The organism is Pseudomonas rhodesiae (genome assembly GCF_013285305.1).
Lineage (GTDB): Bacteria > Pseudomonadota > Gammaproteobacteria > Pseudomonadales > Pseudomonadaceae > Aquipseudomonas > Aquipseudomonas rhodesiae.
In genome coordinates, this window is the sequence record NZ_CP054205.1 from 4754493 (window position 1) to 4775150 (window position 20658).

General features: G+C 59.7%; 17 protein-coding genes and 1 pseudogene. 12 read left to right on the forward strand and 6 right to left on the reverse strand.

Features of this window, described 5'->3' with window-relative positions; all coding sequences use genetic code 11:
- Positions 1–5: 5 nt before the first annotated feature.
- Both argJ and secA read right to left on the reverse strand, forming a co-directional pair.
- The gene (argJ, locus tag HRH33_RS21540) at positions 6–1223 is read right to left on the reverse strand and encodes a bifunctional glutamate N-acetyltransferase/amino-acid acetyltransferase ArgJ (protein WP_034100200.1); all 1218 of its coding nucleotides are present in this window, start codon (positions 1221–1223) and stop codon (positions 6–8) included.
- 123 nt (positions 1224–1346) lie between these two features.
- On the reverse strand, positions 1347–4082 hold the full coding sequence (gene secA, locus HRH33_RS21545; protein ID WP_167416667.1) for a preprotein translocase subunit SecA: 2736 nt from the start codon (positions 4080–4082) through the stop codon (positions 1347–1349).
- A gap of 305 nt (positions 4083–4387) precedes the next feature.
- Between secA and HRH33_RS21550 the strand changes: the two genes are divergently transcribed.
- Positions 4388–4843 carry a DUF721 domain-containing protein gene (locus HRH33_RS21550; RefSeq protein WP_034100204.1) on the forward strand — a complete coding sequence of 152 codons (456 nt, stop codon included), beginning with the start codon at positions 4388–4390 and terminating at the stop codon, positions 4841–4843.
- A 4-nt stretch (positions 4844–4847) separates the two neighbouring features.
- On the opposite strand, the gene HRH33_RS21555 is transcribed toward HRH33_RS21550, so the two are convergent.
- Positions 4848–6326 carry a helicase HerA-like domain-containing protein gene (locus HRH33_RS21555; RefSeq protein WP_167416666.1) on the reverse strand — a complete coding sequence of 493 codons (1479 nt, stop codon included), beginning with the start codon at positions 6324–6326 and terminating at the stop codon, positions 4848–4850.
- 202 nt (positions 6327–6528) lie between these two features.
- Here HRH33_RS21555 and HRH33_RS26810 point away from each other — a divergent pair.
- The 4 genes and pseudogenes from HRH33_RS26810 to gpgD form a co-directional block, all read left to right on the forward strand.
- Positions 6529–7560: pseudogene (locus tag HRH33_RS26810) on the forward strand (HAMP domain-containing protein); the annotation flags it as partial.
- A 93-nt stretch (positions 7561–7653) separates the two neighbouring features.
- On the forward strand, positions 7654–8418 hold the full coding sequence (locus HRH33_RS26815; protein ID WP_375538189.1) for a methyl-accepting chemotaxis protein: 765 nt from the start codon (positions 7654–7656) through the stop codon (positions 8416–8418).
- Between the two features lie 130 nt (positions 8419–8548).
- Positions 8549–9670: an N-acetylglucosaminyl phosphatidylglycerol synthase gene (gene gpgS, locus HRH33_RS21565; RefSeq protein ID WP_167416665.1), complete on the forward strand. Its 1122-nt coding sequence runs from the start codon at positions 8549–8551 to the stop codon at positions 9668–9670.
- Positions 9663–10406, forward strand: a complete 744-nt coding sequence (gene gpgD, locus HRH33_RS21570; RefSeq protein ID WP_167416664.1) for an N-acetylglucosaminyl phosphatidylglycerol deacetylase — start codon at positions 9663–9665, stop codon at positions 10404–10406. Before gpgS ends, gpgD begins: the two co-directional genes overlap by 8 nt.
- Before the next feature lie 28 nt (positions 10407–10434).
- On the opposite strand, the gene HRH33_RS21575 is transcribed toward gpgD, so the two are convergent.
- The gene (locus HRH33_RS21575; RefSeq protein ID WP_034100212.1) at positions 10435–10620 is read right to left on the reverse strand and encodes a hypothetical protein; all 186 of its coding nucleotides are present in this window, start codon (positions 10618–10620) and stop codon (positions 10435–10437) included.
- A gap of 84 nt (positions 10621–10704) precedes the next feature.
- Positions 10705–11553, reverse strand: a complete 849-nt coding sequence (gene purU, locus HRH33_RS21580; RefSeq protein WP_034100214.1) for a formyltetrahydrofolate deformylase — start codon at positions 11551–11553, stop codon at positions 10705–10707.
- 347 nt (positions 11554–11900) lie between these two features.
- Between purU and mvaT the strand changes: the two genes are divergently transcribed.
- Positions 11901–12275: a histone-like nucleoid-structuring protein MvaT gene (gene mvaT, locus HRH33_RS21585; protein ID WP_034100216.1), complete on the forward strand. Its 375-nt coding sequence runs from the start codon at positions 11901–11903 to the stop codon at positions 12273–12275.
- Positions 12276–12364: 89 nt separating this feature from the next.
- Here the strand turns inward: mvaT and sbcB are convergent, their stop codons facing one another.
- Positions 12365–13792 (reverse strand): exodeoxyribonuclease I, encoded by a 1428-nt coding sequence (gene sbcB, locus HRH33_RS21590; protein WP_034139147.1) that lies wholly within the window; start codon positions 13790–13792, stop codon positions 12365–12367.
- Positions 13793–13959: 167 nt separating this feature from the next.
- On the opposite strand from sbcB, the gene HRH33_RS21595 reads away from it, so the two are divergent.
- The 6 genes from HRH33_RS21595 to HRH33_RS21620 are packed head-to-tail and all read left to right on the forward strand — an operon-like array spanning position 13960 to position 20621.
- Entirely contained in the window at positions 13960–14652 is a 693-nt protein-coding gene (locus HRH33_RS21595) for an RDD family protein (protein ID WP_034139148.1), read from the forward strand.
- Entirely contained in the window at positions 14649–15629 is a 981-nt protein-coding gene (locus HRH33_RS21600) for a stage II sporulation protein M (RefSeq protein WP_167416663.1), read from the forward strand. The genes HRH33_RS21595 and HRH33_RS21600 overlap by 4 nt, the downstream gene beginning before the upstream one ends.
- Positions 15616–17136: a DUF4129 domain-containing protein gene (locus tag HRH33_RS21605; RefSeq protein WP_167416662.1), complete on the forward strand. Its 1521-nt coding sequence runs from the start codon at positions 15616–15618 to the stop codon at positions 17134–17136. Before HRH33_RS21600 ends, HRH33_RS21605 begins: the two co-directional genes overlap by 14 nt.
- Positions 17133–18290: a DUF4350 domain-containing protein gene (locus HRH33_RS21610; RefSeq protein ID WP_167416661.1), complete on the forward strand. Its 1158-nt coding sequence runs from the start codon at positions 17133–17135 to the stop codon at positions 18288–18290. The genes HRH33_RS21605 and HRH33_RS21610 overlap by 4 nt, the downstream gene beginning before the upstream one ends.
- Complete coding sequence (locus HRH33_RS21615; protein WP_094065451.1) at positions 18287–19282, forward strand: AAA family ATPase; 996 nt, start codon at positions 18287–18289, stop codon at positions 19280–19282. Before HRH33_RS21610 ends, HRH33_RS21615 begins: the two co-directional genes overlap by 4 nt.
- A 7-nt stretch (positions 19283–19289) precedes the next feature.
- Positions 19290–20621 (forward strand): DUF58 domain-containing protein, encoded by a 1332-nt coding sequence (locus HRH33_RS21620; RefSeq protein WP_167416660.1) that lies wholly within the window; start codon positions 19290–19292, stop codon positions 20619–20621.
- The last annotated feature ends 37 nt before the right edge of the window (positions 20622–20658 follow it).

The window sequence follows — 20658 nt, forward strand, 5'->3', positions numbered from 1 at the left end:
GGCTATCAGGTGCGGTATTCCGCGTTGATTTTCACGTATTCGTGGGACAGGTCGGTGGTCCAGATGGTTTCGCTGCAATCGCCGCGCCCCAGCTCGATGCGGATGGTGATTTCTTCCTGCTGCATCACCGCCGAACCCTGGGCTTCGGTGTAGCTTTCAGCACGGGCACCACGGCTGGCGATGCACACGTCGCCGAGGAATACGTCGATCTTGCTCACGTCCAGGTCTGGCACACCGGCACGGCCGACAGCCGCCAGAATGCGGCCCCAGTTCGGGTCCGAGGCGAACAGCGCGGTTTTGATCAGCGGCGAATGGGCCACGGTGTAGCCGACATCCAGGCATTCCTGGTGATTGCCGCCGCCGTTGACTTGCACGGTAACGAACTTGGTAGCGCCCTCGCCATCACGCACGATGGCCTGGGCCACGTCCATGCACACTTCGAACACTGCTTGCTTGAGGGCGGCGAAATAAGCGCCGCTGGCCTCGGTGATTTCCGGCAGATCAGCCTTACCGGTGGCGATCAGCATGCAGCAGTCATTGGTCGAAGTGTCGCCATCAATGGTGATGCGGTTGAACGACTTGTTGGCACCGTCCAGCATCAGATTCTGCAGCACGCTGCGCGACACCTTGGCGTCGGTGGCGATGTAACCCAGCATGGTCGCCATGTTCGGTCGGATCATGCCCGCGCCCTTGCTGATACCGGTCACGGTCACGGTCACGCCGTCGTGCACGAACTGACGGCTCGCGCCTTTTGGCAGGGTGTCGGTGGTCATGATGCCAGTGGCGGCCGCGGCCCAGTTATCCACAGACAGGTCATCCAGCGCCGCTTGCAGGGCACCTTCGATTTTTTCCACAGGCAGAGGCTCGCCGATCACACCCGTGGAGTACGGCAGCACCTGGCTGGCGTCCACGCCGGTCAGTTGGGCCAGCTTGGCGCAGGTGCGCGCGGCGGCCACCAGGCCAGGCTCACCGGTACCCGCGTTGGCGTTGCCGGTGTTGGTCAACAGGTAACGGATCGGCCCGGCAACGCGTTGCTTGGCCAGGATCACCGGCGCGGCGCAAAACGCATTGAGAGTAAACACACCTGCCACCGTCGAGCCTTCGGCGCAGCGCATCACCACCACATCCTTGCGGCCCGGGCGCTTGATACCGGCCGAAGCGATGCCGAGTTCAAAACCGGCAACCGGGTGCAATGTGGGCAAAGGACCAAGACCAACAGCCATGAATGCGCTCCTAAAATAAGGTGATGTCTGTGCCGTCGCTATCGACGGTGGGAATTAATGGCAAAACGCCGCGACGGCAAAGGCCGGTCGCGGCGCGGGGTGCTGCAGCGTCAGGCAAAAATCTTAGTTGATTTCGCCGTGGCAGTGTTTGAACTTCTTGCCCGAACCGCACCAGCACAGCTCGTTGCGGCCCAGCTTCTGCTCATTGCGAACCGGCGTTGGCGCCAAGGCCACTTCGACCTCTTCACCCAACGCTTCCGGCTGATCGAGGCCTGGCGCTTCGTCGTGCTGGAATTGCATGCGCGCGGCCAAGGCTTCCGCTTCCTGGCGCAGGCGTGCTTCTTCCTCGGCTGGGTCTTCGCGGCGTACCTGGACGTGGGAGAGCACGCGAATCGAATCGCGCTTGATCGAATCCAGCAGCTCGGAGAACAGGGTAAACGACTCGCGCTTGTACTCCTGCTTCGGGTTTTTCTGGGCGTAGCCACGCAGGTGGATGCCGTGACGCAGGTGATCCATGGTCGACAGGTGGTCTTTCCACAGGTCGTCCAGCACGCGCAATACGATTTGCTTCTCGAAGGTACGCAGTGCTTCGGCACTTGCCTGCTCTTCTTTCTCGTTGTACGCGGCGAGCAACTCGGCCATCAGTTTTTCGCGCAGGGTTTCTTCGTACAGGTGGTCGTCTTCGTCGAGCCACTGCTGGACCGGCAGATCCACACCGAAGTCGCTCTTCAATGCAGCTTCCAGACCGGCCACATCCCACTGCTCAGGCAGCGATTGCGGTGGAATATGCGCGCTGACGGTGGCGTTGAGCACGTCCTGGCGGAAATCGGCGATGGTTTCGCCAATGTTGTCGGCGGCCAGCAACGTGTTACGCATGTGATAGATCACTTTACGTTGTTCGTTGTTGACGTCGTCGAACTCCAGCAGTTGCTTACGAATGTCGAAGTTGCGCCCTTCAACCTTGCGCTGGGCCTTCTCGATGGCATTGGTCACCATGCGGTGCTCAATGGCTTCACCGGACTGCATGCCCAGGGCCTTCATGAAGTTTTTCACCCGATCCGAAGCGAAAATGCGCATCAGGCTGTCTTCGAGGGACAGATAGAAACGGCTCGAACCGGCGTCACCCTGGCGACCGGCACGGCCACGCAGCTGGTTGTCGATACGGCGCGATTCATGACGCTCGGAAGCGATCACCTGCAGACCGCCGGACTCCAGTACCGCCTGATGGCGCTTCTGCCAGTCGGCTTTGATCTGGGCGATCTGCTCGGGGGTAGGGTTGTCCAGGGATGCCACTTCCACTTCCCAGTTGCCGCCCAGCAGGATGTCGGTACCACGACCGGCCATGTTGGTAGCGATGGTCAGTGCGCCTGGGCGACCGGCCTGGGCGATGATTTCGGCTTCTTTTTCGTGGAACTTGGCGTTGAGCACCTTGTGTTCGATACCTTCCTTATTAAGCAGGTTGGACACATGCTCGGAAGTCTCGATGGTAGCGGTACCCACCAGGATCGGACGGCCCTTGGCCATGCCGTCCTTGATATCGTTGATGATCGCCGCGTATTTCTCTTCGGCGGTCAGGAACACCAGATCGTTGTAATCCTTACGCGCCAACGGTTTGTTCGGCGGGATAACCATCACCGCCAGACCGTAGATCTGGTGGAACTCGAACGCTTCGGTGTCGGCCGTACCGGTCATGCCGGACAGCTTGTTGTACAGACGGAAGTAGTTCTGGAAGGTGGTGGACGCCAACGTCTGGCTTTCTGCCTGGATGTTGAGGTTTTCCTTGGCCTCGATGGCCTGGTGCAGACCTTCGGACAAGCGGCGACCCGGCATGGTACGGCCGGTATGTTCGTCAACCAGTACGACCTGGCCGTCCTGCACGATGTATTCGACGTTGCGGTGGAACAGCTTGTGAGCACGCAGGCCGGCGTAGACGTGAGTCAACAGGCCCAGGTTATGTGCCGAGTACAGGCTCTCGCCCTCGGCCAGCAGGCCGATCTGGGTGAGCATGTCCTCGACGAACTGGTGGCCGGCTTCATTGAGTTCGACCTGGCGGGTCTTTTCGTCAATGGTGAAGTGACCTTCTTTGGTCACCACGCCTTCCACTTCTTCGATGTGCTGGGTCAGACGCGGAATCAGCTTGTTGATTTCGGTGTACAGGCGCGAGCTGTCTTCGGCCTGACCGGAGATGATCAGCGGCGTACGGGCTTCGTCGATGAGGATGGAGTCGACTTCGTCGATCACGGCAAAATTGAGTTCGCGCTGGAATTTTTCTTCCATGCTGAACGCCATGTTGTCGCGCAGGTAGTCGAAACCGAATTCGTTGTTGGTGCCGTAGGTGATGTCGGCGGCATAGGCGGCGCGTTTTTCTTCCGGCGGCTGGAACGGCGTCACGACGCCGACGGTCAGGCCGAGGAATTCATACAGCGGGCGCATCCAGTTGGCGTCCCGGCGAGCCAGGTAGTCGTTCACCGTCACAACGTGCACGCCCTTGCCGGACAGCGCGTTGAGGTAAACGCCCAGGGTCGCTACCAGGGTCTTGCCTTCACCGGTACGCATTTCGGCAATCATGCCTTCATGCAAGGTCATGCCACCGATCAACTGGACGTCGAAGTGGCGCATGCCCATGACACGCTTACCGGCTTCACGGGCGACCGCAAAGGCTTCGGGCAGCAGTTTGTCGAGGGTTTCACCTTTGGCTATGCGGGCCTTGAACTCTTGGGTCTTGGCGCGCAATTGCTCGTCCGAAAGAGCAACCATCTGCTCTTCGAGGGCATTGACCAGCTGCACCGTCTTGAGCATGCGTTTGACTTCGCGCTCATTCTTGCTTCCAAAAAGTTTCTTTAACAAAGGCGCAAACATATCGGCAGGTTCTTCCACACATAGGGATGGAGGGCGCACCGTCAGTGGCCCGAGCAGCCCTCACGGCCGCATGCGAACGCGCATTCTACCCGGAATCGTGGGTGAGGAAAGTGGCGTTGTTCCCCGATGCAGGCATGGGGCGGTGAGAGGGCTTGTTTAAAATAAGGGCTTTTACGCGAACTTCAACCCATCGGGCGCAGAAGTTACCGATTGATTTCGTTGGCTAAGTGTCGTCGACGCAGGGCCTGAGGGCCGGTCGGCGCTTTCTGCTAAGATGGCGGCTCTGTTACTTTAGGTGTCCAATCATGGCATTTCGCCCTGTCGCCGCCCGCGCCCCCGGCGTGTTGCTTCGCGAAGCCAAACCGTTGAAAGCCATTTTCGGCCATGCCCAACGCTTGGGCCTGTTGCAGCGTCTGCTGGAAAGTCAATTGCAACCGGCTGCACGCGAGCATTGCCGTGTCGCCTCTTGGCGCGAAGGCAACCTGCTGCTGATCGTGACTGATGGCCATTGGGCCACTCGCTTGCGCTATCAGCAAAAACGCCTGCAGCGTCAGTTGATGGCGTTCGATGAGTTCGCCAACCTGACGCGCATCCAGTTCAAAGTGCAGCCGCCGACTGTCCAGCCAAGTACTGCCGTGCACTCGCACGACCTGTCGGTGAACGCGGCCGAAAGCATTCAGGCCACGGCCGAGGGCATCCGCGATCCGGGTTTGCGCGGCGCCCTTGAGCGGTTGGCTGCCCACGCCAAGCCCAAACCCTGAACATCTATTTGCGTTTGCTCCCCCCCAGTAGCGAGCCCAGCAACCCTCGCACCAACTGCCGCCCCATTTGATTGGCCGCCTGCTGCATCGCCGATTTAAGCGCCTTGCCCGCCGCCGTGCCGAGAAACGCCCCTGCCCTGTCGGTAAAACTTGGCGCTTCAGATGTCTGGCCGGCGTCTTCAGTCGGCCCTAGCTCTTTGCGTGCCATCAGCACTTCATAGGCCGACTCGCGATCAATCGGTTTGTCGTAGCGGCCCAGTAAGGGCGACGCGGCAACCAGTGCTACGCGCTCGACCTCGCTCAACGGGCCGATCCGCGATTGCGGCGGCGCCACCAAGACGCGCTGGACGACTTCCGGCGTGCCCTTTTCCTGCAAAGTGCCCACCAACGCCTCACCCGTACCCAATTCGGTCAACACCGACAAGGCGTCAAACGCCGGGTTGGGTCGAAAACCCTCCGCCACCGCCCGCAGGGACTTCTGCTCCTTGGTGGTGAACGCCCGCAATCCATGTTGAATCCGCAGGCCCAATTGTGCGAGCACGGTGTCGGGCAGGTCACCTGGGGATTGTGTGACAAAGTACACCCCTACCCCTTTGGAGCGAATCAGCCGCACCACCTGTTCCAAACGCTCTTGCAAGGCCTTGGGCGTATCGGCGAACAGCAAATGCGCTTCATCGAAGAACAGCGCCAGCAGCGGTTTGTCCGCATCGCCGCGCTCCGGCAGTTGCTCGAATAACTCGGCTAACAGCCACAGCAGGAATGTCGCGTACACCTTGGGTGCCTCATGCACCAGGCGGCTGGCATCCAATAGATGGATGCGGCCGCGCCCATCGGCATTGGGTTGCAGGATGTCTTCAAGCTGCAACGCCGGCTCGCCGAACAATGCCTCGGCACCCTGCTGCTCCAGCACCGCCAGGCGTCTCAACAGGGCCTGGCTGGAGCCGGTGGTCAGCAGTGCCGCGTCTTCGCCCAACAGCTCGGGGTGATAGCGCAGGTGGTTGAGCAGCGCCTTCAGATCTTTCAGATCCAGCAGCAGCAAGCCTTCGCGATCTGCCACTTTGAACGCCGCGTATAACGCCGATTGCTGGCTGTCGGTGAGTTCCAACAGACTGCCGAGCAATAACGGGCCCATTTCGCTGATAGTGGTGCGCAAAGGATGACCGGACTGACCGTGGATGTCCCACAGCGTTACCGGATAAGCCTTGGCGGTGTAATTAAGGAAGGGCATGCCGGAGATACGCTCGGCCACCTTGCCCTGAGGGTTTGCCGCCGCCCCCAGGCCGCAGAGGTCGCCCTTGATGTCTGCAGCAAACACCGCCACTCCCGCATCACTGAACGCTTCGGCCAAGCGCTGCAGTGTGACGGTCTTGCCCGTGCCGGTAGCGCCGGCAATCAGCCCGTGCCGGTTAGCCAGGCGCATGGCCTGGGCAATAGGATCGCCGGACAGGTCAGCGCCGATAAGAAGTTGCGTGGAGTCAGGCATTTCGTCACCTAAGGTTAATCTTTAATGCGGCAAGGTCGATACAGACAGAGTGAGACCCATAAAGTCGAAAAATAGGTCAGATAGTTCCCACAGGGACCACGGAACTGCGACAACAAATAGCACACCTTTTTTCCTACTGTCATTTCGCGCATCCCATAAGGACGCGCTTTGGATATAAAGACCTTAGCGGACCCTACAAGCCATGAATAAAAACCTGCGTTTCAGCCACAAAATCCTGCTTGCAGCCTCCCTTATCGTCATCGCCGCCTTTGCGTTATTCACGTTGTACAACGACTACCTGCAACGCAACGCCATTCGCGACGATCTGAACAATTACCTGCATGAAATGGGCGATGTCACCGCGAGCAACATCCAAACCTGGCTGACTGGGCGTATTGCCCTGGTAGAAAACGCCGCCCAGAACATCGCGATCAATCCGGAACCGGGTGTCATCGCCAGCCTGCTGGAACAGAAAGCCCTGACGTCCTCGTTCATGGCCACCTACGTGGGCGACAGCCAGGGCGCGTTCACCATCCGCCCCGACACCAAAATGCCGGATGGCTTCGACCCACGTGTGCGCCCCTGGTACAAAGGCGCGCAAAGCAGCAACGGTTCAACCCTGACTGAGCCTTATATCGACGCGGCGACCGGGCAATTGATCATTTCCATCGCCACCCCCAGCAGCAAGGGCAGCCAAAGCATCGGCGTGGTCGGCGGCGACCTGAGCCTGCAAACCCTGGTGGATACCATTGGCGCACTGGACTTCGGCGGCATGGGCTATGCCTTCCTCGTCAGCGCCGACGGCAAAGTGCTGGTGCACCCGGACAAAACCCTGGTGATGAAAACCCTGGCCGATCTGTATCCGAAAAATACACCCAAGATCAGCCGCGACTTCAGCGAAGTCCAAGCCAACGGCAAAGACAACATCGTGACCTTCACGCCGATCAAAGGCTTGCCGTCAGTGCAGTGGTACTTGGGTATCTCGGTGGATAAAGACAAATCCTTCGCCATGCTCAGCGAATTCCGCACGTCGGCAGTGATCGCCACCCTCATTGCGGTGGCCATCATTATCGCTCTGCTTGGCATGCTGATCCGTGTGCTGCTGCAACCGCTGCATGTGATGACCCGCGCGATGCAGGATATCGCCGACGGCGAGGGTGACCTGACACGACGTCTGACCATCCAGAATCACGATGAATTCGGCACTCTGGGTAATGCATTCAACCGCTTCGTGGAGCGGATTCACACATCGATTCGCGAAGTGTCCTCGGCCACCGAACACGTCAACGAGGTGGCGCTACGGGTGGTCAGTGCCTCCAATTCGTCGATGGTCAACTCCGACGAGCAGGCCAACCGCACCAATAGCGTAGCGGCCGCCATCAACCAGCTGGGTGCAGCCGCCCAGGAGATCGCCCGCAATGCAGCGCAGGCCTCTAACCAGGCCAGCGATGCGCGGCAGTTGGCGGAAGATGGTCAGCAGGTGGTCGAACGCAACATCAAAGCCATGACGGATCTTTCTTCGATGATTAGCGCTTCCAGCAGCAATATCGAAGCACTTAACAGCAAAACCGTGAATATCGGCCAGATTCTTGAGGTGATCACCAGCATCTCTCAACAAACCAACCTGCTGGCGTTGAACGCCGCGATTGAAGCCGCCCGTGCCGGAGAGGCCGGGCGCGGGTTTGCCGTGGTAGCCGATGAAGTACGCAACCTGGCCCATCGCACCCAGGAATCGGCGCAACAGGTGCAAACCATGATCGAAGAGTTGCAAGTGGGCGCGCGGGATTCGGTGACCACCATGAGCGAAAGCCAGCGCCACAGCCATGACAGCGTGGAAATCGCCAACCTGGCCGGCGAGCGTCTCAACAGCGTGACCCAGCGCATCGGCGAGATCGATGGCATGAACCAATCGGTCGCTACCGCTACCGAGGAACAGACGTCGGTGGTGGAGTCGATCAATATGGACATCACCGAGATCAACACCCTCAACCAGGAAGGCGTGGAAAACCTGCAATCGACCTTGCGCGCCTGTACCGACCTGGAGCAACAGGCCGCACGGCTCAAGCAATTGGTCGGTAGCTTCCGCATCTGACAGCTCTCGCCCTGGGCAGCGGCTCATACCGCCTCCCAGGGTGGCAGCAAGGCAAAACGCCGCACCCAACATCCCAACCGAACATCTATTCTTGCCTAATGTCCACGTTAGGAGAGCCTGGATAGGAGGGATGTTCATCGTGCATATCGCCGACATAACCATGTTCTACGCCCCGGCCAGTGGCGGCGTACGCACTTACCTGGACGCCAAGCACCGGCGCCTGACCCTCAAACCTGGCATTCGCCACAGCCTGTTGATCCCTGGCGCCCACTTGAGCGAACAGGATGGGGTGTTCAAGGTACCCGCACCTGCCCTGCCCTTCGGCAAAGGTTATCGATTCCCGCTGCGGCTGACGCCATGGCGAAATGTCCTGCACGATTTACAGCCCGATCTGATCGAGGTCGGCGATCCCTATCTCACGGCCTGGGCCGCTCTGGATGCCAGGCGCCAGCTTGACGTGCCGGTTATCGGCTTTTATCACTCCGACTTGCCGTTGCTGGTAAGCAACCGCATGGGGCCGTGGTTCACGCCAAATGTTGAAGCCTATGTCAGCAAACTCTATGGGAATTTTGACCGAGTACTGGCGCCCAGCCAGGTCATGGCCGACAAGCTCATGGAGTTGGGCGTCAGAAACGTCTTTGTGCAGCCGTTGGGTGTGGATCTGCAGACGTTCACCCCGCAGGTACGCGACCCCGGCTTACGCGCTGAGTTGGGAATCGCTGAAGATACGCGACTGCTGATCTTCGCCGGGCGCGGTTCCAAGGAGAAGAACCTGCCGGTGCTGCTTAAGTGTATGAAGCGCTTGGGAGATCGGTATCACCTGTTGCTGGTGGGGTCCGGCATGCCGGCTAAGGTGCCGGAGAATGTCACCGTGGTCGACGGCTTCCAGCCGGCATCGCAAGTCGCGCGTTTAATGGCCAGTGCCGATGCCCTTCTGCATGGCGGCGATCAGGAAACGTTCGGCCTGGTCATTCTTGAGGCCATGGCCTGCGCCATACCAGTGGTCGCCGTGGCCGCCGGTGCCTTCACTGAAATCGTCGACGAGCATTGCGGCTTGCTCTGCGCCCCCAACAATCCACGAGCGATGGCCGATGCGGTGCGCGAGTTGTTCAGCCGCGATCCTCAGCGTCTCGGCGTACAGGCTCGACGCCATGTGGAGCAGCAGTATGCGTGGGACACCGTGGTCGAGAGCCTGCTGGGCCATTACTACGCGGTGCTCGATAGCCACAAACCGATGCTTGCCCATGGTTAAGCGCTCGGTAGTGCTGGTATTGCACGATGTGGCCCCGCAAACCTGGTCCGACTATCGCCCCTTTGTGGAGGCGGTGGACGCTCTGGGCGACATCCCCATCACTTGGTTGGTGGTTCCGGATTTCCATCATCACGGCACCTTGGCCGACCACGCCGAATTTCGCCGCCTGTTGGACCGCCGCGTGGCCAAGGGCGATGAATTGGCCTTGCACGGCTATTTCCATAGCGACGACCAGCCGCCACCGCGTACGCCCAAAGATTGGTTCATGCGCCGCATCTATACCCATGAGGGAGAGTTTTACCAGTTGTCAGAGGCCCAGGCCCTGCAGCGGTTAAGCGACGGCATCGAGGTCTTCCGACGCAACGACTGGCCTCTGCATGGGTTCGTCGCTCCGGCCTGGCTGATGAGCCAGGGTACCAAGGACGCCTTGCGCCAGTTGCCGCTGAGCTACACCAGCGACCCGCAACAGCTTTATCGGCTGCCCGACTTTACCCGCGTCGGCGCCCCAGGTTTGGTGTGGAGCGCCCGCAGCGCTTGGCGCCGAAGCCTGTCCAAACATCTCAGCGATCAACGGCAACGGCGCTGGCGGTCGGCACCGGTCATTCGCCTAGGCGTGCATCCGGTCGACCTGCGTCACGAAGGTGCTCGTCGCTATTGGCTCGATACCTTGCAACACCTACTGCAGACGGGGCGTACGCCATTGACCAAAGTGGACTGGCTCGCAACCCAGCCGTAATGCCCCGCCATGGCGACGGGACGAATGTTCAAGAATCTTGCTGATCAGACGCGGGCAGCTTCTCTGCCTCCTGCATCTGTTCCCACAACTGAGCCGCCCCTGGAAACTCGGTACCGTCTTCGGCATCCAGCGCATCAGGATCGTAGCGACTCAAGCATCCCTCGCCCAACGTCGCAGGCGCTTTGGAGGTGGCTTTATCGAGTGGGTCGGTCATGGTGCAGTCCTGACGTGCGGATAAATAAAAAGGGCCTGGAACGATTTAACGCCCAGACCCTTCGATATTCAATCCGCGCTTGAATCAGAACACAACGGTCTTGTTGCCGTGCACCAATACGCGATCTTCGAGGTGGTAGCGCAGGCCACGGGCCAGAACCATCTTCTCGACATCGCGACCGAACCGCACCATATCTTCAATGCTGTCGCTATGGCTGACGCGCACCACGTCCTGCTCGATGATCGGGCCGGCGTCCAACTCTTCGGTGACGTAGTGGCAGGTTGCGCCAATCAACTTCACCCCCCGCAGGGAGGCCTGATGGTAAGGCTTGGCCCCGACAAACGACGGCAGGAAGCTATGGTGGATGTTGATGACTTTGCCGGCATATTCGCGGCACAGTTCCGGCGGCAGGATTTGCATGTAACGCGCCAGTACCACGACATCGGCGTCATGATGCTTGACCAGGCGCGACACTTCGGCGAACGCCGGCTCCTTGTCCTGCGGGTTGACCGGCACATGGTAATAAGGGATGCCATGCCACTCGACCATGCTGCGCAGGTCGTCATGGTTGGAGATCACACAAGCGATCTCGCAGTCCAGCTCATCGCTGTGCCAGCGATGCAGCAGATCCGCCAGGCAGTGGGATTCGCGGCTGGCCATCAGCACCACGCGTTTCTTCTGCTCGGTGTCGGTGATCTGCCAGGTCATCGAAAACTCTTCTGCGATCGGCGCAAAGGCCTCGCGGAAGGCTTCAAGACCAAAGGGCAGCGTGTCGGCACGTATTTCGTGACGCATGAAGAACCAACCGCTGAGGTTGTCCGAGTGATGGCTCGCCTCGGTGATCCAACCGTTATGGGAGGCCAGAAAGTTACTGACTTTGGCAACGATGCCGACCCGGTCCGGGCAAGCAATCACCAGCCGAAAAGTGCGCATTAGGGGGGAACTCCAGAACTTCGCAAAGGCCGCCATTCTAGCGATTGCGAAGAAAAACTGCAGTATTGGTTAACGTTTATTCTGATGGTCGGCCTGGCTTTGCCCCTTAATGCCCTATGCTTTTACCACCTTTATATGAATCAGGACTACATATGGAGTGCCCCTAGGAGTCTCACAGGTCTGATGTTTAGCATTACGTCCTTTTTAAATAACTCGATTGCAGGGCTGCACTACAAACACTCAAAGTAATTCACATAAAAGCATGCTTAAATGTTTACTTGGACAAACCGCCTGACTATTATTGGGCCACTCTCCCTGTCAATCAGCGCTCTACATAAGGTAGCCACATGTCTCTGATCACCCAATACCGTGCCAAAGAAGAAGCCATCAAAGAGCTGCAAGCCCAACTGGCAGCCATGGAAAAAGATGGCAGCCTGAAACGTGAAATGGAATTCGAAAGCAAGCTGCGCACCCTGATGGGCGAATACTCCAAATCCCTGCGTGACATCATCGCGCTGCTGGATCCGGATTCGAAAGTTAAAGCTCCTCGCGGCGCCGTGAAAACTACCGGCACCAAGCGTGCGCGCAAGGTCAAGCAATACAAAAACCCGCACAACGGCGAAGTGATTGAAACCAAAGGTGGCAACCACAAAACGCTGAAAGAGTGGAAAGCCAAGTGGGGCGGTGACGTGGTTGAAGGCTGGGCTACCCTGCTGGGCTAAGCTCACCGGGCTCATGCCAGATAAGCAACACATTAAAAACGCCAGCTTGCTGGCGTTTTTTTATTGCACGCACTATTGCGCGAAATCGACTACAGATTCACACGAGTCGCTAAAGCATCAGCATATTCCTGCCACTGCACCAGCACCTGCTGCTGAAACGGTGTCGCATTTACAGCCAACTCCTGACTGGCCTGCTTAAATGCATCCAAGGTAATTGGCGCACTCCATTGAGGGTCGGACAATCGTTGCTGACAGAAAAGTTTCCAGCGCTGTTGCTCCTCATTGTTCAGGGTGTCGGGAAAGTTACGCGCACGGTAGCGGAACAACAATTCAGGCAACCGCTGATCATCGAACGGCCACTGCTGACGCGCTAATTGAGCAGGCTCCGCCAAGCGGACTTGTTCACATAAGCGTCGATCACGATCACCAATAAAACCGTCATACAACTGCTGTTCCGGGTCTGTCGTCGAAGAAAATTCTTCCTGTGCATAAATGGCCGCCAACTTATCGCGCCAAACTTCTTGTGCGTCAGATAGCCGCAGCGCCCGCGCCTGGCAGACCTCCATGTCCAATTGCAGGCGTTCACGGTCTTCGGGGCGCAGCACGCTGAGCGGAGCAACCACCGGACAGCGGTTGATGTGCACCAGCTTGAGCGGCACCGGCAGCTCACCTTCGGGCAACTCGTCCCGGCGGGTGTAAAGGCGTTGACGCAAGGTCTCGGCATCCAGGTCCAGCAGCCCCTGCGGATCGAGCCCGAGGTCGCAGACGATCAACGCATTGCGGTTGCGCGGATGCCAGGCCAAAGGCAATACCACGCCCAAATAATGGCGTTCGGCGGAGAACCGCCCGGAGATGTGCAGCATCGGCTGCAACAGGCGCACCTGATCCATCACCCGTTGCTTGCTGCGCAATTGGAAGAGCCAATCATAGAGCTTGGGCTGTTTCTCGCGGACCAACCGTGCCAGAGCAATAGTGGCGCGCACATCAGACAACGCATCGTGGGCCTGGCCATGGTCGATTCCATTGGCCGCAGTCAGGCGTTCCAGCTTGAGGGTCACGCGCCCGTCCTGCTGCGGCCACTCGATACCATCCGGGCGCAAAGCGTAGGCGGTGCGCACCACATCGATCAGGTCCCAGCGGCTGTTACCGCCCTGCCACTCGCGGGCATAAGGGTCGAAAAAGTTGCGATACAAGCTGTAGCGCGTCATCTCATCGTCGAACCGCAAGGTATTGTAGCCAGCGCCGCAAGTCCCAGGAGCGGCCAGCTCGGCGTGTACACGGGTCATGAAGTCGGCCTCGGCCAAGCCCTTTTGCGCCAGGATCGCCGGGGTGATACCGGTGATCGCACAGGCAGCGGGATGAGGCAGGATATCGTCGGCGGGCTGACAATAAATATTGAGCGCAGAGCCGATCTCGTTGAGTTCGAGGTCCGTACGAATTCCGGCTACCTGAAGAGGGCGATCACTGCGCGGATTGATGCCGGTGGTTTCATAGTCGTACCAGAAAATGGAGGTCACGGGCTGTTCCTGTACTGAAGATCGACAAAGTCTAGGCGTGGAACCACATCCGCGGCCAGCAGCAATTTAACTGTATAAACATCCAGCAAAATCTTGAATGGTTGCTTCCATCGCCGACACTGCTAGCATCCGTCTCTCCCAGCCGCTCTGCACTGCCAAGGATCGCAATGCCATCAACCCCACTGGATACGCGCTACCAGATCGAAACCCCGGAAGGTATCGACCTACCGTTGCGCCCGGCCGGCCTGGTACCCCGGGTATTGGCCTTTGCCTTCGACCTGCTGGCGCGCGGCGTGATCATGGGCGTGCTCATGGTGCCGCTGGCGTTGCTCGGCAATGTAGGTCTCGGCCTCGGCGCGTTGCTGCTGTTCCTGGTCAGTTGGTGGTACATGGTGCTGTTCGAAGTGCTTAACCAAGGGTGTTCGCCGGGTAAGCAAGTCATGGGATTGCGCGTGGTACAGGACGATGGCACACCCGTCGGCTGGTCGGCCTCGCTGATCCGCAACCTGCTGCGATTTGTCGACATGCTGCCTTTTGGCTACTTTCTTGGCGCCATCAGCTGCCTGCAACATCCCCATTTCAAACGCCTCGGCGACCTCGCCGCCGGCACGCTGGTGGTCTACCGCGAACGCCCTCTACCACGTCCTCAGATTCCTCAGGCGGCAGCCCTGCGCCTGCCCTTTGCCCTGGACCTGAATGAACAACGGGCCATTCTGGGTTTTGCCGAACGCCAGGGTGAATTGTCCGCTGAACGGGTACACGAACTGGCCGCTATCCTCGCGCCGTCCCTGCAGGTTTCCCCAGCTCGCGCGGCCCAACAACTCAATGGCGTGGCCCGCGGCCTCCTGGGGCCAACATGAAGCAGAGCCTGTTCGAAAGCCGTCACCAACGCCAATGGCAAGCTTTTGCCGAACAACTCAATCGGTTGGAACAAGGCACGGCTAAAGCGAGCGATGTTGCCGACTTCCCTCATCAATACCGGCGCCTTTGCCAGCACTTGGCGCTGGCTCAGGAGCGCGGCTACAGCAGCTATCTGGTGGACCCGCTGCAGCAACTGGCCCTGCGCGGCCATCAGCAACTGTATCGTCATCGCAGCCAACTGGGCGCCAGCGTGCTGGGTTTTGTCCTGGCCGGTTTTCCGCGGCTGGTACGCGAACAGTGGCGCTTTGTAGCGGTGGCCAGCGTGCTGTTCTTTGGCAGCCTGCTGGGCATAGCGCTGCTGGTCTACCTGTTTCCCGAACTGATCTACAGCATCATCAGCCCCCAGCAGGTGGCTGAGATGCAGGACATGTACGACCCCGATGCCAGTCGCCTGGGCCGCGCCGCCGAGCGTGCATCGAGCGAGGACTGGATGATGTTCGGCTATTACGTGATGCACAACATTGGCATCGCCTTCCAGACATTCGCCGCCGGCTTGCTGTTTGGCCTGGGCAGCGTGTTCTTCCTAATCTTCAACGGGCTGATCATCGGCGCGGTGTCCGGACACCTGACCGAGATTGGTTACGGGCAGACCTTCTGGTCATTCGTCATCGGTCATGGTGCGTTCGAGTTGACAGCCATTGCCCTCGCCGGGGCAGCGGGTTTGCAACTGGGCTGGGCACTGATCTCGCCGGGGCGACTGACGCGGGGGGAATCCTTGAGGCTCGCGGCACATAAGAGCGTGCAATTGCTCTGTGGTGTCATGGTCTTCCTGCTGTTTGCCGCGTTCATTGAAGCCTACTGGTCATCCACCACGGTCATCGCGGCATGGGTCAAATACCTGGTGGGCGCCGTATTGTGGCTGCTGGTCGCGGCGTACCTGGTCTTTGCAGGGCGGACTCAACATGCGCCTGAGTGATGCCAGCGTGGCGATTCGCCCGCGTACCGCCTGGGAAGCCATGGACCTTGGTGTCCTGATGGCCAGGGAACATCGTTTATTACTGACCGCCAGTTGGGCACTGGTGACCTTGCCGGTGTTCATTCTGCTCAGCGCAGCGCTGTGGAAGTACCCCTCCACCGCCATATTTCTGTTCTGGTGGTTCAAGCCGGCATTCGATCGCCTGCCGCTCTATATCCTGTCAAAGGCGCTGTTCGGTGACACGCCCAGCCTTAAACAGGCGGTACGCCAGTGGCCGCGTCTGCTCAAGGGGCAATTGTTGGCCAGCCTGACCTGGCGCCGCCTCAGTCTCAGCCGCAGCTTCGTCATGCCGGTCAGCCAGTTGGAAGGTCTGGATGGCCAGGCGCGTCAAAAGCGCCTGGGCGTTTTGCAACAGCGTGACGCCGGCGCCGCGCGCTGGCTGACCACCGTTGGAGTGCATCTGGAAATCGGGCTCTGGTTCGGTTGCATGGCCCTGTTCTACCTCTTCATTCCGCAAAACGTCGAGCAGAACTGGGATTGGCAGCGGCTCATACTGGCCACCAGTTCTGAAGGGCTGTGGCTGGAGCATCTGAGTAACGCGTTTTATGCCCTGATACTGGTGTTCTGGGAACCGATCTATGTGGCCTGTGGTTTCAGCCTCTATCTCAACCGCCGAACCGTGCTGGAGGCTTGGGATTTGGAACTGGTATTCCGGCGTCTGCGCCAACGGCTGAGCACAGCGGCCCCTCTGTTATTGCTGGTGATCGGGCTGACATTCCTACCCGTCAATCCGCCCGCCATGGCCGATGAATCGAAGCCGCTGAGCACTCAGAGTGCAAGCCAGTCAGTCAAGGCGCTGCTGGACAAGCCCCCGTTCAAGAACCCGGAAACCGTCACCCGTTATCGCTTTGGCGATGACAAACCCACCGTAAAGAACAAGGACCGCGGTGATAGCAAACTTCCAGCGTGGCTACAAGCGCTTCTGGACAACCTTAACAGCGATACCTTCAAGCATTTTGCCCAGGCCTTGGAGGTACTGCTATGGAGCCTGCTGATTGGCGGCCTGGCCCTAGTGGCGTGGCGCTATCGTGATTGGCTGCGCACTTTTGTCAGCCGGCGCGCGCCTGCCAGCCCCAAAGTCGTCAAGCCTGCCCCCACGCAACTGTTCGGCCTGGCGCTGGGCGCCGAGACCTTGCCCACGGATATTGCCAGCACCGCCGAGCAACTTTGGGCCACCCAGCCCAGGGAAGCTCTCGGTCTGCTTTATCGCGGACTGTTGAGCCGTTTATTGCATGATTTCAACCTCCCCCTTAAAAGTGCCGACACCGAAGGGCAAGTGCTGGAACGCGTTCACCAACTGGAACAGCCGCAATTGCTGGCCTTCAGTGATGAACTGACCCGGCACTGGCAGAACCTCGCTTACGGCCACCGCCTTCCACCCACCACGATCCAGCAAAAACTCTGCAGCGATTGGCGTGCCCTGTTCAGTTCGGGGGGGCCCCAATGAACCGGCTTTTAATGTGGGCAGGGCTACTGCTGGTGTGTTTACTCGCAGCGGCTGGTTTTTATGCCTGGAGCAAAGCCACGCCCTACGACGAGGTAATCGACCGCGGGCCTTCCCCTGAAGCGCAAGCCAACCCTTATCTGGCCGCCGAGCACTTTCTGCGTAAGCAGGGCCTGCCCGTGGACCATGCCTTTGGCCTTGATCGCCTGGCCGACCTCCCGTCTGAACACCATAGTCTTCTGCTACTGACGGAGCGCAGCAATATGTCTCCCCGTCAGGTTGAGCAGTTGCTGGACTGGACCCGCTCCGGCGGCCACCTGCTGGTGGTAGCAGAAGCCCTGTGGGATGAAGAAACCGGCAAAAGTGGCGATCTCTTACTCGACCGCCTCCAGATACGCCAAGTGCTCAGCGACGAGCCCGAAGAGCCCGCGCCAGCGCGCAAAAAGAAAACACCCGACCTGACCAGGCTCTATATCGATAATGAAACCGCCCCGGCCTATTTCGGTTTCGATACCGCTTTCAACCTCACCGACCCCAAGCATCTGGCGCAATTTTCCGCCAACAGCGCCCGGTCGAGTCATCTGATGCAACTCGACCTCGGCCAGGGTCGTGTGACCGTGATCACCGACAGCGACCTGTGGAAAACCGCAAATTTCGGTAAGCACGACAATGCCTGGCTGCTGTGGTACCTGACCCAGGGCACGGCCGTGACTCTGTTGGCCAACGGTGATGTGGACGATCTGTTCAGCCTGCTGCTGCGCTATTTCCCCCAGGCACTGGTAGCGCTGACGGCCTTGATCGCCCTGGCCCTGTGGCACGCGGGTATGCGCCAGGGACCTATCCAGGCACCCGCGCCCAAGGCTCGTCGGCAACTGCAGGAACATCTGAAAGCCAGCGCCGACTTCCTACTGCGCCGCAATGGCCAACGCACGCTGGTGCAGGCCTTGCAACGGGATATCCTGCGCGCCGCCAGGCGTCGCCATCCCGGCTTCGAACACCTTGATGATGCACAACAGTGGCAGGTGCTCGAACACCTGACGCATCAACCTTCTCATGTCATCAGCCAGGCCCTCGGCCCACTCCCGGAAAAGCGGCTTTCCAGCGCCGATTTCAGCCGGCAGGTGGCATGCCTGCAAACCCTCAGGAATGCCCTATGAGCGATTTTCCAAGCGCCACCGCCCTGACCGGCGAAACCCTGCATCGCGCCAGCCAACAGGCCCAGGCCTTGCGCGTCGAACTGCGCAAGGCCGTTATTGGGCAGGATCAGGTCATTGATGATGTGCTCACCGCCCTGATCGCCGGCGGCCACGTATTGCTCGAAGGCGTACCCGGCCTCGGCAAGACCTTACTGGTACGTGCATTGGCACGCTGCTTCGATGGCGATTTCGCGCGTATCCAATTCACGCCGGACCTGATGCCCAGCGATGTCACCGGCCATGCCGTGTATGACCTGCACACCGAACAGTTCAAGCTGCGCAAAGGCCCGGTCTTCACCCACCTGTTACTGGCCGACGAAATCAACCGCGCCCCGGCCAAGACCCAGGCCGCTCTGCTCGAAGCCATGCAAGAGCGGCAAGTGACCTTGGAAGGCGAGGCGCTGCCCATCGGTCAGCCCTTCATGGTACTGGCCACCCAGAACCCCATCGAACAGGAAGGGACTTATCCCCTGCCGGAGGCGGAACTGGATCGCTTCATGCTCAAAGTGCGCATCGACTATCCAGAAGCGCAGCAGGAGTTGGATATGGTGCGCGAAGTCACGCGTTCATCGCGGGCCGATATGCTGGATGTGCAACCCTTGCGCACCGTGCTGCAGGCCGACGATGTCATGCAACTGCAACAGGTCGCCAGCGAACTGGCCCTGGACGAACACGTACTCGACTATGCCGTGCGCCTGGCGCGAGCGACCCGAAGCTGGCCAGGGCTGGCCATGGGCGCGGGGCCGCGAGCTTCCATCGCGTTGGTGCGTGGCGCCCGTGCCCGAGCCTTGCTACGCGGCGGCGAGTTCGTCACTCCGGATGACATCAAAGGGTGTGCCCTGGCGGTGTTGCGTCATCGAGTACGTATTGCGCCAGAACTGGATATCGACGGCCTGGAAGTCGACCAGGTACTCAAGCAACTGCTGGACCAGATCCCGGCTCCACGGCAATGAGTCGCCCATGAAACCGACCCGTCTGCTATTGATCTGGCTCAGCGTGCTGCTGGGCCTGAGCATTCTGCTGGGTGCCACGGCAGCGCTGCAACTGAAGGTGCCCGACACACTCCACTCGGTGGCTTGGGGCTTGCTCCTGGCATTGTTACTGCTTGCCCTGCTGGATGCCCTGCGCCTGCGCCACCGGCCTACCCCGCGCCTGCAACGGCAAATGCCCGGCAGTCTGGCGCTGGGACGCTGGGGCGACGTTCGCCTGAGCCTGGAACACGCCTTTGCACAAACGCTGACGGTGCAGGTGTTCGACCATGTTCCCGATGGGCTGAGCGTCGACAACCTGCCCCAAACCATCGAACTACGCCCCGGTGAACGCAGTGAGCTGGGGTATCGCCTGCGCCCCTTGCGCCGTGGCCACTTCCCATTCGACCGCTGTGAAATCCATATCCCCAGCCCTTTGAGGTTATGGTCGGCACGGCGCTTTATCGAAACCCAGGATGTCACCCGCGTATACCCGGATTTCGCCCGGTTGTACGGCGCCCAATTACTGGGTGTGGATAACTGGCTGAGCCAGCTGGGGGTTCGCCAGCGTCAACGACGCGGCCTGGGGTTGGAGTTTCATCAATTACGTGAATTTCGCGAAGGCGACAGCCTGCGTCAGATCGACTGGAAAGCCACCGCGCGACAACGCACACCGATCGCCCGGGAGTATCAGGACGAACGCGACCAACAGATCGTGTTCATGCTCGATTGCGGCCGCCGCATGCGCAGCCAGGACGATGAACTGTCCCATTTCGACCATGCCCTCAATGCTTGCCTGCTGCTCAGCTATGTCGCCTTGCGCCAGGGCGATGCGGTGGGGATATGCACGTTTGCTGGCGATCAGCCCCGCTACCTGGCACCAGTTAAAGGCAGCGGCCAGTTGAATCTGTTGTTGAATGCGGTATACGACCTGGACACGACCCGCCGGTCGGCCGACTACCTCGCAGCGGCGAACCAAGTGCTGGCTCGGCAAAAGCGTCGGGCGTTGGTGATCATCGTCACCAACCTGCGGGATGAGGACGATGAAGCGCTGCTGGCGGCCGTCAAACGTATCGGCCGCCAACATAGAGTGCTGGTGGCCAGTTTGCGCGAGGAGGTATTGGACCAATTGCGGCAGTCCCCCGTGCAAACCTTACCTGAGGCCCTGGCCTACAGCGGCACGGTGGATTACCTCACCAGACGCGACGAATTGCATGACCGGTTGGGCGCACATGGCCTGTCGGTACTGGATACCTTGCCTTCGGAGATGGGCGCGGCCCTGGTGACTCGTTATCTGGGTTGGAAGAAAGCTGGTGTGTTCTAAAAGCTGTGCTCGGCACGACAGGGGCTCTGAAGCCCAT

Bases quoted from the DNA above. Each gene is read 5' to 3' on its own strand.
- argJ (WP_034100200.1), bottom strand. From the start codon at position 1,223: ATGGCTGTTGGTCTTGGTCCTTTGCCCACATTGCACCCGGTTGCCGGT.
- secA (WP_167416667.1), bottom strand. From the start codon at position 4,082: ATGTTTGCGCCTTTGTTAAAGAAACTTTTTGGAAGCAAGAATGAGCGC.
- HRH33_RS21550 (WP_034100204.1), top strand. From the start codon at position 4,388: ATGGCATTTCGCCCTGTCGCCGCCCGCGCCCCCGGCGTGTTGCTTCGC.
- HRH33_RS21555 (WP_167416666.1), bottom strand. From the start codon at position 6,326: ATGCCTGACTCCACGCAACTTCTTATCGGCGCTGACCTGTCCGGCGAT.
- HRH33_RS26815 (WP_375538189.1), top strand. From the start codon at position 7,654: ATGGTCAACTCCGACGAGCAGGCCAACCGCACCAATAGCGTAGCGGCC.
- gpgS (WP_167416665.1), top strand. From the start codon at position 8,549: ATGTTCATCGTGCATATCGCCGACATAACCATGTTCTACGCCCCGGCC.
- gpgD (WP_167416664.1), top strand. From the start codon at position 9,663: ATGGTTAAGCGCTCGGTAGTGCTGGTATTGCACGATGTGGCCCCGCAA.
- HRH33_RS21575 (WP_034100212.1), bottom strand. From the start codon at position 10,620: ATGACCGACCCACTCGATAAAGCCACCTCCAAAGCGCCTGCGACGTTG.
- purU (WP_034100214.1), bottom strand. From the start codon at position 11,553: ATGCGCACTTTTCGGCTGGTGATTGCTTGCCCGGACCGGGTCGGCATC.
- mvaT (WP_034100216.1), top strand. From the start codon at position 11,901: ATGTCTCTGATCACCCAATACCGTGCCAAAGAAGAAGCCATCAAAGAG.
- HRH33_RS21595 (WP_034139148.1), top strand. From the start codon at position 13,960: ATGCCATCAACCCCACTGGATACGCGCTACCAGATCGAAACCCCGGAA.
- HRH33_RS21600 (WP_167416663.1), top strand. From the start codon at position 14,649: ATGAAGCAGAGCCTGTTCGAAAGCCGTCACCAACGCCAATGGCAAGCT.
- HRH33_RS21605 (WP_167416662.1), top strand. From the start codon at position 15,616: ATGCGCCTGAGTGATGCCAGCGTGGCGATTCGCCCGCGTACCGCCTGG.
- HRH33_RS21610 (WP_167416661.1), top strand. From the start codon at position 17,133: ATGAACCGGCTTTTAATGTGGGCAGGGCTACTGCTGGTGTGTTTACTC.
- HRH33_RS21615 (WP_094065451.1), top strand. From the start codon at position 18,287: ATGAGCGATTTTCCAAGCGCCACCGCCCTGACCGGCGAAACCCTGCAT.
- HRH33_RS21620 (WP_167416660.1), top strand. From the start codon at position 19,290: ATGAAACCGACCCGTCTGCTATTGATCTGGCTCAGCGTGCTGCTGGGC.